11 protein-coding genes and 1 pseudogene are annotated in these 12,920 nt (G+C 47.8%); 7 read left to right on the top strand and 5 right to left on the bottom strand.

Annotation, left to right across the window (positions count from 1 at the left end):
* Positions 1–3: 3 nt before the first annotated feature.
* The 4 genes from galT to modE form a co-directional block, all read right to left on the bottom strand.
* Positions 4–1,050, bottom strand: a complete 1,047-nt coding sequence (galT, locus tag WB237_RS10575) for a galactose-1-phosphate uridylyltransferase (RefSeq protein WP_128347830.1) — start codon at positions 1,048–1,050, stop codon at positions 4–6.
* 9 nt (positions 1,051–1,059) lie between these two features.
* The gene (gene galE / locus WB237_RS10570; protein ID WP_128347831.1) at positions 1,060–2,076 is read right to left on the bottom strand and encodes a UDP-glucose 4-epimerase GalE; all 1,017 of its coding nucleotides are present in this window, start codon (positions 2,074–2,076) and stop codon (positions 1,060–1,062) included.
* Between the two features lie 201 nt (positions 2,077–2,277).
* Positions 2,278–3,750 (bottom strand): molybdate ABC transporter ATP-binding protein ModF, encoded by a 1,473-nt coding sequence (modF, locus tag WB237_RS10565; RefSeq protein WP_336212867.1) that lies wholly within the window; start codon positions 3,748–3,750, stop codon positions 2,278–2,280.
* 67 nt (positions 3,751–3,817) lie between these two features.
* Positions 3,818–4,606, bottom strand: a complete 789-nt coding sequence (gene modE, locus WB237_RS10560; protein ID WP_336212866.1) for a molybdenum-dependent transcriptional regulator — start codon at positions 4,604–4,606, stop codon at positions 3,818–3,820.
* A 127-nt stretch (positions 4,607–4,733) separates the two neighbouring features.
* Here modE and WB237_RS10555 point away from each other — a divergent pair, with 127 nt between their 5' ends.
* The 4 genes from WB237_RS10555 to modC all read left to right on the top strand — a co-directional run bounded on the left by WB237_RS10555 (position 4,734) and on the right by modC (position 7,585).
* The gene (locus tag WB237_RS10555; RefSeq protein WP_008501118.1) at positions 4,734–4,883 is read left to right on the top strand and encodes an AcrZ family multidrug efflux pump-associated protein; all 150 of its coding nucleotides are present in this window, start codon (positions 4,734–4,736) and stop codon (positions 4,881–4,883) included.
* 178 nt (positions 4,884–5,061) lie between these two features.
* Positions 5,062–5,835, top strand: coding sequence for a molybdate ABC transporter substrate-binding protein (modA, locus tag WB237_RS10550; RefSeq protein WP_336212865.1), 774 nt, complete (start codon positions 5,062–5,064; stop codon positions 5,833–5,835).
* Complete coding sequence (gene modB / locus WB237_RS10545) at positions 5,835–6,524, top strand: molybdate ABC transporter permease subunit (RefSeq protein WP_336212864.1); 690 nt, start codon at positions 5,835–5,837, stop codon at positions 6,522–6,524. The genes modA and modB overlap by 1 nt, the downstream gene beginning before the upstream one ends.
* A 2-nt stretch (positions 6,525–6,526) precedes the next feature.
* A complete protein-coding gene (gene modC / locus WB237_RS10540; RefSeq protein ID WP_028019408.1) occupies positions 6,527–7,585 on the top strand; it encodes a molybdenum ABC transporter ATP-binding protein ModC in 1,059 nt (352 codons plus the stop codon).
* Here the strand turns inward: modC and WB237_RS10535 are convergent.
* A pseudogene (locus WB237_RS10535) lies at positions 7,586–8,203 on the bottom strand (pyridoxal phosphatase); the annotation flags it as partial.
* A 31-nt stretch (positions 8,204–8,234) separates the two neighbouring features.
* Here WB237_RS10535 and WB237_RS10530 point away from each other — a divergent pair.
* The 3 genes from WB237_RS10530 to WB237_RS10520 all read left to right on the top strand — a co-directional run bounded on the left by WB237_RS10530 (position 8,235) and on the right by WB237_RS10520 (position 12,792).
* Positions 8,235–10,049, top strand: coding sequence for a recombinase family protein (locus WB237_RS10530; protein WP_442892496.1), 1,815 nt, complete (start codon positions 8,235–8,237; stop codon positions 10,047–10,049).
* Between the two features lie 553 nt (positions 10,050–10,602).
* On the top strand, positions 10,603–10,752 hold the full coding sequence (locus tag WB237_RS10525) for a hypothetical protein (protein WP_171877446.1): 150 nt from the start codon (positions 10,603–10,605) through the stop codon (positions 10,750–10,752).
* An 87-nt stretch (positions 10,753–10,839) separates the two neighbouring features.
* The gene (locus WB237_RS10520) at positions 10,840–12,792 is read left to right on the top strand and encodes a hypothetical protein (protein WP_336212862.1); all 1,953 of its coding nucleotides are present in this window, start codon (positions 10,840–10,842) and stop codon (positions 12,790–12,792) included.
* Positions 12,793–12,920: the final 128 nt, after the last annotated feature.

Below are 12,920 nucleotides of genomic sequence, written 5' to 3'. Positions count from 1 at the left end.
TTTTTAGACTCCTGATTCGCGATAGTGGACGTCGCTGACGGCACGCAGACGTTCTGCCGCCTGTTCCGCCGTCAGGTCACGCTGCGTTTCCGCCAGCATTTCATAGCCCACCATAAATTTACGTACCGTCGCAGAACGCAGCAGCGGCGGATAGAAATGGGCATGTAACTGCCAGTGTTGATTCTCTTCACCGTTAAACGGTGCGCCGTGCCAGCCCATAGAGTACGGGAAGGAGCACTGGAACAGATTGTCATAACGGCTGGTCAGTTTTTTCAGTGCCAGGGCAAGGTCGTCGCGCTGCACGTCGCTAAGATCCGTAATGCGCTGCACGTGAGCTTTTGGCAGCAACAGCGTTTCGAAGGGCCAGGCAGCCCAGTAAGGCACCACGGCCAGCCAGTGTTCGGTTTCCACCACGGTGCGGCTGCCATCGGCCAACTCACGTTGGGTGTAGTCCAGCAGCATCGGGGAACCGTTTTCCGCGTAATAGGCTTTTTGCAGGCGGTCTTCACGTTCGGCTTCGTTGGGCAGGAAGCTGTTCGCCCAGACCTGGCCGTGCGGATGGGGGTTCGAGCAGCCCATAGCCGCGCCTTTGTTTTCGAACACCTGCACCCACGGATAGCTCTGCCCAAGCTCGGCGGTTTGCGCCTGCCAGGTGCTGACGACTTCTTTCAGCGCGTCCACGCTCAGTTCCGGCAGCGTTTTGCTGTGATCGGGCGAGAAGCAGATCACGCGGCTGGTTCCACGAGCGCTTTCACAGCGCATCAGCGGATCGTGGCTTTCCGGCGCGTCCGGCGTGTCGGTCATCAGGGCGGCAAAATCGTTGGTAAATACGAAGGTGCCTTTGTAGTCCGGGTTTTTATCTCCGGTGACGCGGGTGTTGCCCGGACACAGGAAGCAGTCCGGATCATGCTGTGGCAGTGTCTGTTTCGCAGGCGTCTCTTGCGCCCCCTGCCAGGGGCGCTTGGCGCGATGCGGAGAAACTAAAATCCATTGCCCGCTTAACGGGTTAAATCGACGATGCGGATGATCGACGGGATTAAATGAAGTCATGACGGATCCTTAGTCCGGATAACCTTGTGGGTGGCGGGACTGCCAGTGCCAGGTATCCTGTGCCATTTCATCCAGCGTGCGGGTCACACGCCAGTTAAGCTCTTTATCGGCTTTGGTGGCATCGGCCCAGTAAGCAGGGAGGTCACCCTCACGACGCGGTGCGAAGTGATAATTGACCGGCTTACCGCAGGCTTTGCTGAAGGCGTTAACCACATCCAGCACGCTGCTGCCAATACCGGCGCCGAGGTTGTAAATATGCACGCCTGGCTTATTTGCCAGTTGCTGCATGGCCGCCACGTGCCCGTCGGCCAGATCCATAACGTGAATGTAATCACGCACGCCGGTGCCATCTTCGGTTGGATAGTCGTTACCAAAAATCGCCAGTGAGTCACGACGGCCCACCGCTACCTGCGCGATATACGGCATCAGGTTATTCGGAATGCCCTGTGGATCTTCACCCATATCACCTGACGGATGGGCTCCGACCGGGTTGAAGTAGCGCAGCAACGCGATGCTCCATTCCGGCTGCGCTTTTTGCAGATCGGTCAGGATCTGTTCCACCATCAGTTTGCTTTTGCCATACGGACTTTGCGGCGTACCGGTTGGGAAGCTTTCAACGTAAGGGATTTTGGGCTGGTCACCATAGACGGTGGCGGATGAGCTGAAGATAAAGTTTTTAACGTTTGCCGCACGCATGGCGGAGATGAGACGCAAGGTTCCGTTGACGTTGTTGTCGTAATACTCCAGCGGTTTCGCAACGGATTCACCGACCGCTTTCAGACCGGCGAAGTGGATCACCGTTTCAATGGCGTGGTCGTGAAGGATCTCGGTCATCAGCGCTTCATTGCGGATGTCGCCTTCCACGAATGTTGGCTGTTTACCACCAAGACGTTCAATTACAGGCAGCACGCTGCGCTTACTATTGCACAGGTTGTCGAGGATGATGACATCATGACCATTTTGCAGCAGTTGCACACAGGTATGACTTCCTATGTAACCGCTACCACCTGTTACCAGAACTCGCATATTTCGCTCCATTGGGCTTATGGTATGTAATAACCATAGCATAACAGAGTCGCGAAAAGTGTGACATGGGATAAAATAGTGGAATCGTTTACACTGTTTTTAAATACCGATTTTCAGATGTCGTGTGGCATTGTAGATCAAAGGGATAGAGATGTCTTAATGCAGGTTATCTGAAAAACGGAGGGCTAAGCCCTCCGGAGTTTAGTCGATTTTGCTTAGCAGATAATCATAGCGTTCACCTTCCGGCACAAACTCCAGGCGGTGTGTGATACAGGAGGGGGCATCTTCGGCATGGTGTGAAACAAACAGCAGTTGCGTTTCGCCTTCACTAATGAGGACATCCACAAAGCGGCGGATTAACTGTCGGTTCAGTGGGTCCAGCCCCTGCAGGGGTTCATCGAGGATCAGAAGCGTAGGGTGTTTCACCAGGGCGCGAACGATCAGCGCCAGCCGCTGCTGCCCCCACGACAGGCTGTGAAACGGCGCGTCAGCGACCCGGGTATCCATTCCAAGAATATCCAGCCATTGCTGAGCCAGCTTGTGCTGTTTGTCCGATACCGCCTGATAAATGCCGATGGAATCAAAATACCCGGAGAGGATCACATTGCGCACCGTTGTGCTGACCCGGTAATCGAGATGCAGGCTGCTGCTGACATACCCGATATGCTTTTTGATATCCCAGATGGTTTCGCCGCTGCCGCGACGCCGGCCAAACAGAGTGAGATCGTTACTGTAACCCTGCGGGTGATCCCCGGTGATCAGGCTCAGTAGCGTTGATTTACCCGCACCATTAGGGCCAACAATCTGCCAGTGCTCGCCAGGATTGACCGTCCAGCTGAGATGGTTAAGGATCGGGCGATCGTCATAAGAGACAAGTCCATCACGCAGCACGATGCGCGGCTGGTGAGGATCAAGCGCATGACGGGCTGACGGGGCGTCGGGTTCCGGAAGCGTGATTCCATCAAGCTGTTCGCTGTGCGCGAGTTGTGCAATTAATGCCTGCTTAAGCAGTACCGATTTTTGGCCTGTTTCAGTCAAATTACAGTCGGCCAGCACACCTGCATTCTGGATGAAATCCGGAATTTCATCGAAGCGGTTAAGCACCAGCACAACGGTATATCCCTGCTGGTTAAGCGAGCCCAGCAGCGTTGCCAGCTGGGCGCGAGACTGCACGTCAAGACCATCGAACGGTTCGTCAAGGATCAACAACTCTGGTTCGCTCATCAAAGCCTGACAAAGCAGCGTTTTCCGCGTCTCGCCGGTTGAAAGGTATTTAAAGCGCCGGTCCAGCAGGGCGGTGATGCCGAATTGTTCTGCCAGGTGCTGGCAACGGGCGGGATCGTTCACCTCATCCTGAATAATTTCCGCCGTCGTACGGCCGGTATCTTCTTCGCCAGGACTGAGTAAATCGGTGTTGTTGCGCTGCCATTCGTCACTGACCAGCTTTTGCAGTTGTTCAAATGACAGGCGTGTCAGGCGCGTAAAATGGCGCTGATATTCACCCTTGAGGAGAGGGAGCTCGCCAGCCAACGCACGGGCAAGGGCTGATTTACCGCTCCCGTTCGTGCCGACAAATGCCCAGCTTTCACCTGCGCGTATTGCCAAATCGGCAATCGTCAGTGTTCGGGTATCGCTAAGACGAAACGTGCCTTGCGAAATATGCAATGATGACATGATTTATCCCATTTTTTGCAGCAACAGATGTCAGGGATACTCACTGTCGGTACGATTGTCAATGTGCTCAGCACAATGTGGCGATAATCACCCGGTCTGCGTTGAAATATGCGGTGACTACAGCACCTTCCTCTAATCCGTCAGCCTCGTTGAGCGGTACCGTCGCGCAGAGCATTTGTCCGTCCGCCAGGGTCATCAGCACTTCACACTGTTCCTCACCGCGTTCAATATGGGTAATTGCACCGTGAAGCTGGTTATCGGCTGCCTTAGCTGTATCGGGATTGCTCGTGATATTGACCCATGGCGCTTTCAGTAACACCAGCACCTCTTTACCTTCATTCAGCTCAAGACGTTTTGCACTCTGCGCCGTTATTGCGGCTTTCAGGCGGGTAGTCCCATCGGCAAGCAGGATCTCGATATGCTGCTGCACCTGGAGATTATCGCGTGCCGTTACCGTACCAAACCACTGGTTACGGGCGCTGGTTTGTAACGAGAAACGGGATATGGCAGCCAGCAAACTGTCCAGCGGGAGATTGTCGTCATCACTCAACACATCAAACGCTTTTTGCTGGATCTGGGCCAGGAGATCGTAAAGCTGAATCAGACGCTGCCCAAAACGCGTAACCACTGCACCGCCGCCGCCTTTGCCGCCTGTAGCTCTGTCCACCAGCGCTTGCTCGCTCAGGGTGTTCATCTCGTTGATGGCATCCCAGGCGCTTTTGTAACTGATACCGGCGTTTTTTGCCCCCTGGCTAATCGAGCCTGTTTGTTCTATCTGTTTAAGCAGGGTGATACGACGCGGATCGGCGAAAAGCTTTTGCTGAAGTCGGAGAGTGAGGAGAATTTCGGCCTGCATAACAGTATCCTGGCAAAAAGAGTATTGTGACCCAAATGGTGCAGGGCGCAAAGGGTACCGCACAAAAGGGGATGTTTTTCTCACTTGAAAGGGTAGAATAAGCTATTCACAATCTCTGGAGAAAACCATGTTAGAGTTGTTAAAAAGTCTGGTATTCGCCGTGATCATGGTACCAGTAGTGATGGCCATCATCCTCGGTGCCATCTACGGCCTGGGTGAAGTGTTCAACGTCTTTTCGAACATTGGTCACCGAGACCAGGCTAAAAAGCAGCATTAATTCCCTACAAAACGCCCGGCCAGTCCGGGCGTTTTGCTCTCAAGATTTTCCCATTTTCGCCGATAATATTTAACGTATCACACTGGTTTACCTCTTCAGCGGTACGATTTAACGCTGGGATCTCCCTGATGTTACCGTTATATTAATGTGTATATAACGATACTCACGGGAGTTAAAAATGGCACGTACCTGGGTACGCCTTGTCGCAGGGGCAACGCTGACGCTTTCACTTACCGGCCACGCGCTGGCGGACGACGGTAAAATTACGGTCTTTGCGGCGGCGTCGCTGACCAATGCGCTGCAGGATATCGCGGCTGCGTATAAAAAAGAGAAGAACGTTGACGTAGTCTCCTCTTTTGCGTCTTCCTCAACGCTGGCACGTCAGATTGAAGCGGGTGCACCGGCAGATCTGTTTATCTCAGCTGACCAGAAGTGGATGGATTACGCGGTGGATAAAAAGTCTGTTGATGTGGCGACCCGCGAAACGCTGCTGGGGAATAGCCTCGTCGTGGTTGCACCGAAAGCAAGTGCTCAGAGCGACATCACTATCAACAGTAAGACTAACTGGATCAGCCTGCTAAACGGTGGCCGCCTGGCTGTAGGGGATCCTGAGCACGTTCCGGCCGGGATCTACGCCAAAGAAGCACTGCAAAAACTGGGCGCATGGGAGACATTGTCACCGAAACTGGCTCCGGCTGAAGATGTCCGCGGTGCGCTGGCGCTGGTGGAACGCAACGAAGCTCCACTGGGTATTGTCTACGGCTCTGATGCCGTTGCCAGCAAAGGTGTCAAAGTGGTGGGGACCTTCCCGGAAGACTCCCACAAGAAAGTGGAATACCCTGTTGCGATTGTTGATGGACATAAAAATGCGACGGTTTCTGCCTTTTATGATTATCTGAAAGGACCAGAAGCCTCTGCAATCTTTAAACGTTATGGATTTACAACTCACTAATGATATTGACCGATCCTGAATGGCAGGCCGTGCTGCTGAGCCTTAAAGTCTCTTCCCTGGCAGTCGTGTTGAGTTTGCCCTTTGGGATCTTCTTTGCCTGGTTACTGGTCCGCTGTAAGTTTCCAGGCAAAGCCATGCTGGACAGTGTGCTTCATCTTCCCCTCGTGTTGCCACCCGTGGTGGTCGGTTATCTGTTACTGATTTCAATGGGACGTCGCGGTTTTATCGGTGAGAAACTCTATGACTGGTTTGGGCTGACGTTCGCTTTTAGCTGGCGCGGAGCGGTGCTGGCGGCGGCTGTGATGTCATTCCCTCTGATGGTCAGGGCTATCCGTCTGGCGCTGGAGGGGGTGGATCTCAAACTGGAACAGGCGGCCCGCACGCTGGGCGCCGGGCGTTGGCGCGTCTTCTTTACCATTACGCTGCCGCTAACATTACCCGGTATTATTGTCGGTACGGTGCTGGCCTTTGCCCGCTCGCTGGGCGAGTTTGGTGCGACCATTACCTTTGTGTCGAACATCCCCGGTGAGACGCGAACGATTCCGTCGGCCATGTATACCCTGATTCAGACGCCAGGTGGAGAAAACGCCGCAGCGCGACTGTGCATCATCTCAATCGTATTAGCGCTGGTATCATTGCTGGTGTCGGAATGGCTGGCGCGACTCAGCCGTGAGCGGATGGGGAAATAGTCATGCTGGAGCTTCAATTTACCCAGACGCTGGGAAATCATACCCTGACGATTAACGAGACGTTGCCAGCCAGCGGCATTACCGCCATCTTTGGCGTGTCTGGCGCGGGGAAAACGTCGTTGATTAATGCGATCAGCGGCCTGACCCGCCCGCAATCAGGGCGCATTGTATTAAATAACCGCGTCTTAAATGACGTGGAGAATAAGGTATATCTTTCGCCGGATAAACGCCGTATCGGCTATGTTTTTCAGGATGCACGATTATTCCCGCACTACAGTGTGCGCGGGAATCTGCGTTACGGCATGGCGAAAAGCATGGCCGGGCAGTTTGATAAGCTGGTGACCCTTTTAGGGATTGAACAACTGCTCGACAGGCTGCCATCCTCGCTTTCCGGCGGTGAGAAACAGCGTGTGGCGATTGGCCGCGCGTTACTGACCGCGCCAGAGTTGCTGTTGCTCGATGAACCGCTGGCCTCGCTGGATATTCCGCGTAAACGTGAACTCCTGCCGTATCTGCAGCGCCTGACGCGCGAAATTAATATTCCGATGCTCTACGTAAGCCACTCGCTGGATGAGATCCTCCATTTGGCCGACAAGGTGCTGGTGCTGGAAGAGGGCAGTGTTAAGGCCTTTGGCAACCTTGAAGAGGTGTGGGGCAGCAGCGTGATGCATCCCTGGTTACCCCGGGAGCAGCAGAGCAGCATCCTCAAAGTCAGCGTGCTGGAACACCATCCACATTACGCAATGACCGCGCTGGCACTGGGCGATCAGCATCTGTGGGTCAACAAAATCGACAAACCGCTGCAGTCTGCGCTACGTATTCGCATTCAAGCGTCGGATGTTTCGCTGGTGCTGCAACCGCCGTTGCAGACCAGTATCCGAAATATTCTGCGTGCGAAAGTGGCGGAGTGTTTTGATGATAACGGCCAGGTAGAAGTAAAGCTTGAGGTCGGCAGCAGGACGCTCTGGGCGCGTATCAGCCCGTGGGCCAGAGATGAATTAGGGATCAAACCCGGCCTGTGGCTTTACGCGCAAATTAAGAGCGTCTCGATCACCGCCTGATTACAGCAGGTGGGTATAAATGTACTGCGCGATGCTGTCAGTGGTGTTATCGCCAATCACCACGTTGGCGCGCGCTTTTACTGCATCATCGGCATTACCCATTGCCACGCCGGTACCGGCGGCTTCCAGCATGCTGATGTCGTTGTAGTTGTCGCCGAAGGCGATCACGTCACGCATCGACCACCCCTGAGATTCCACATACTGTGTCAGACGCTTGCCTTTGCTGTTACCTTTGCGGGCGATATCAACCTGGTCATGCCAGGACCATTCACACTCCAGGCCCAGCGTTTCTTCCACATGTTTTGCGAAGGTATTCAGTTTGGTGGTGTCTTCATCCGTCAGCGCGAATTTCCAGATAGCATCAACATCCTGCGCTGCCTGGCGCAGCGAGGATACCTGGGTAAAGACCGGACGCTGGGCTTCAGGCAGGGACTGCGCCCAGTTGCTGGTGCGGATCACATGGCCGGTCGGGCGTTCATAGACCATCGCGTTATCCACATACATCAGGCCGTGTACGGCGTGTTCATCCAGCAGATCAATCAATTGCAGCGCCTGAGGAACCGGCAGCGGGTCGGATGCCAGAACCTTTTTCGCCTGATAATCATACAAGTGTGTTATGCTTATACAAACAAAAATTAGAGGGGCGTCCATGAAGAAAGTTTTTGTGTATCATCGAGTTAGCTCCGATCAGCAGCTCGACGGGTCGGGCATCGCACGCCAAGCAGAACTATTAGAAGGCTACTTAGAGCGTACTGGCATTTGTGCGGAAATGGATGATCCAGCCCCAGTAGTATTATCGGATCAAGGTGTCTCAGCCTTTAAGGGTTTAAACATCTCAGAGGGTGAGTTAGGGGCATGGATGGAGCAAGTACGTAATGGTATGTGGGATAGTTCTATATTGGTAGTGGAATCTATAGACCGCTTTAGCCGCCAGAACCCATTTGATGTGATGGGTTACATCAATGCTCTAATGGCACATAACGTAGCTATTCATGATGTAATGGCTAACATAGTTATCAGCCGTAGTAATTCTAAAGATCTACCTTTTGTGATGATGAATGCTCAACGGGCATATGATGAATCTAAGTATAAAAGTGATCGTATTCGTAAAGGTTGGGCGAAGAAACGCGAACACGCATTTAACAAAGGTACTATTATAACTAATAAACGTCCTCAATGGATCGAAGTAGAAAATGATAAGTATGTACTCAATGAGAAAGCAGCAGTAGTTAAAGAGATTTTTGCTCTTTATCAAACGGGCATGGGGTGTCCTACTATTGCTAAACAACTTCAAAGAAAAGAAGGTGAGCAATATAAATTTAATCGCCCATGGACTGGTGAACTTGTTCATAAGATTCTTACTAATCGTCGTGTAACTGGTAAGATTTTCATTTCAGAAATCATCCGTAACCATGATGATATTGAAAATCCAGTAACTCAGAAAAAGTACGATATGGACGTTTACCCTGTAGTGATTAATGAAGAAGAATTTGAATTAGTACAGGAATTGCTAAAGTCTCGTCGTCCTAATGCTGGACGTGTTACCGTGAAGAAAGATGGACAGGAAGAAGTACTGATTAAAAGTAATTTGTTTAGTGGTATCGCTCGTTGTACTGAATGCGGCGGGCCAATGTATCATAATGTGGTTCGTGCTAAACGTACACCAAAGAAAGGTGATCCCAAAATTGAGGAATACAGATACATCCGTTGCCTCAATGAACGTGATGGACTTTGTGAAAACAAAGCTATGACCTATGAAACGGTAGAACGATTTGTAGTAGAACATTTGTTAGGGATGGATCTTAGTACTGTAATGAAGAAACAGGAATTTAATCCTGAAATAGAAGTGTTGCGTATCCAGATTGATCAAGTTAAAGATCAAATCACTAACTATGAAAATGGTATTGAACGCCGTAAAAGTGCTGGTAAACCTATATCTTTTGATATGCGTGAAGAACTCGATGATGCTAAATCAGAGTTAGAGAGATTGTTAGCACGACAGGCTTCATTAGCTACAGTACAAGTAGATGTGCCAGTATTACAGGATGTTAACGTTACCGAATTGTATGATGTGAATAACGTAGATATACGCACACGTTATGAGAGTGAACTAAACAAGATTGTTTCTAATATTCGTCTAAAGCGTAATGGTACATCTTACACTATTGATATTAACTACAAGCAGAATGAGCTAAAAAGACATGTGCTTTTTGTTGAGAATAAGAAGAAAGAACAAACGTTAATCAGTGAGGTGATCATTGAAGATGTAGATGGTGCTAAGTTCTATTATACTCCTTCATTCATGATCATGCTTAAAGATAGTGATATCCGTTTTCAGCAGACTAATGAAGATCTTTCAATCATTGATTACTCGTTATTGCTGAACTATATAGATGCTGTAGATCGGAATGATGCGGTAGGTGTTTGGATGCGTAATCAATTCAATTTTCTGACGTCTAACTAAGTACCGCATTTGAACGTGTTTTTCTCCTGTATCTAGTAAATACTACAAATAGTCAGATACAGGAGGAAACAAAAAATGACTAACTTTCTAATTGAATTGTTCGCAACACTAATCTACATGTTTGTACTATTCCCAATGTTCTTAATACTCAATCTCTTCTTTATGATTCTTGTAGTACTTCTACTACCAGTGAAGATCCCAATGGTTAAAATGAAAATTGAGAGATTTTTGGAACGCCGCTGATTTCCAGGGTATAATATAGGGTGTCAAGGCGAAACTTGGGACAAACCAAATTAATGTGATATAATATAGCTATAGACATTCAAGTGGGATTATTCAACATCCCGTGAAATAATTAATAAATAACATGTAGCTGATCAAGTCGAAACGATCACCTATTGCGAAGTATACCTTTGTACGGGTTAAGGTACTAGATAGTTGTACACATATAAATTCCTCATTAAAAACTCCTGTAATTAAAGAATCCCCATTCGTGGGGATCTTTTATGGTTTTAATTTTGATGAATTTGTTAAACATATAAAAGGAAAAAACATGAAAGAAAAGAAATCGGTAAGCGTTGGTGTACGCCTCAATGAAACACAAGCGGCACACATTCAAAAACTAGTGGATGATGGTAAAGCTAAATCTATTAGCAGTGCTATTCAGTACTTGATCAATATGTCAATGATTACGGGGGAATAAGATAACTAGTATAAAGGTTGTCTACTAACCTTACGATAAGTAGACGCGATTACAGGAAGTAACGCGAATAACAATAAGGAAATTCATATGAGCTATACAAAACAATTTACTTTGGAATCTGGGGAGTACATCAGTGATTATATAAAATATTTTGATTTCAATGGCGGTATCATTGGTCTAAATTCTTCAGTAGGTACTGGTAAAACTACTGGTTTTATCAATATGCCAAATGTTGATATCACAGTACCATTCATCGCAATCAAACAAAGTGAGATTGATAAAGGTGCTGGAAATATCGATACATGGCAAGCACGAGTAATCAAGGTAAACAGTACATTTGATAAGTCATACTTTAGTACACGTACCCTAGTGGTTGATGAAGCACACGGTTTATACATGGATTATAACTATAAGGCTCCAGCAATAAGGGATCTAATTAGTATATTCAAATACTATCATTCCGTGATCCTAATGTCTGGAACGTTTGAGCCTGAATACATATCAAGTATCAATTTAGACCGCTTCTATAACGTCTACAAGCCACAACTAGCAATGAAGGTACTAGATACCTATATCTATGATAGAAACGGTCTAGCGGCGTTTGAAGAGTTTATACACGCACGTAAAGACAATGGACGCAAGAAACTAGTTCTAATCAATGATAAAGCAGTATGTAATCAACTTTCAGAACGCTATGGTGATGATGCTCTAGTAGTCAATGCTGATGAAAAAGCAAATGATGATGTACTTGAACTTTATCGTACTCGTAAGATGGGTAATCAATGGTCTGTAATCTTTGGTACTAACTCAATCCGTGAAGGTCTTAGTATTGAAGATGTTCAAGATGAAGTAGATGTATTCATTTATGGACATACTGATCCAGATGTTATTGAACAGTTTTCAAACCGTTTCCGTAATGTAGGGTATGTGAAGCATGTTCATTACTTCATCCCAAACACAGAAGTACGTGAATTGGCTGATTTTGATATCAATGGATATACTGCTAGTGCTCAAAGATTCGCAGATGTAATCAATACTTTCTATATGTCTGAAGATAACACAGAACAGTATAGAGAATATTTGCGTAGTGCCTACCATGAAGAAGTAAAAGGTAGTCATTTGAAATATGATAAAGAATCAGATTCATTCATTGTAAACTTGATTTCTATTGATGCTGAATACTATTCACATAGAGAGAAGCAAGCTGTACTAGATCCTGTACTATTTACTGAACGTATGATGAGTTATGATTTCAATGTCAATCCACGTATGTTGGTATCAGGTGATTCTGGAGTTGCTGAAGTACTCAAAGAGGGTAAGCGAGCAATGAAGGAACAACAACAAGATGAACGTAATAAACGCATTGCTTCGATTACAGAAAGTTTCCGTACTGGTAAGTTTGAGTATGCTGGTGATGAAGAATATGATTATGTAGTTGAAAGTATCAATACCCTACTAAAGAAAGGATTGAAGCGTGAACAAATAGAACTTGTAGTAAATGGAATGGTTGAAGATAAAGAATTCATTAGAAAACGTGTTTGGCCTGATTTCAACTATGTAGATCATCATACGAACATTAGAAACCAAATGCTACGTTACATCGCTACAGATTGTCCTGATGATACTTTGAATGTACTCGATATGGCGATACTTTCAGGGATAGCTATCAAAACTACTCTAACTGAATTCTTTCAAGGTGATGAAACCGAAATGAGAAAGAATAAAGAATGGAGAAAAGTTTTAGAATGGCGTGGTGGTCAACTAGTAGCTAAAGATGGCTGTGAAGCACGTATAATCAATCGTTATATTACTCTAGGAAAAAGGAAAGAACAACGAATTAGTAAAGACACAAACGCAGTATTCAAGGCGTACTTAGATTGGAAAGGTACGGATCGCTATCAGGTCTACCCAGTGAAGTATACAAACCTAACTGGATTTGAGATTGAACAGCCAGCACCTAGCGAATCATTCAATATCAGCACTGACAAGACGGCAAACGAGATCCGCGAACGCCTCCTAAGCCTACGTATGGCGGCCTGATGGGTTTTGTACGCAGAAAAAACAATAATTATTCTATATAATAGTGATCTTTTTCTGCGTACATTTTTCTTCCCTTCATGTACTTCTAAAGCAAAACGACATAGGACAAGCAAACTAAACTAACAAAC

Origin of the sequence: Enterobacter sp. P82 (genome assembly GCF_037053385.1) — a bacterium.
Taxonomy (GTDB): Bacteria; Pseudomonadota; Gammaproteobacteria; order Enterobacterales; family Enterobacteriaceae; genus Enterobacter.
Note: the sequence above shows the minus strand (reverse complement) of the source record. Positions and strands in the feature narration are given on the sequence as shown.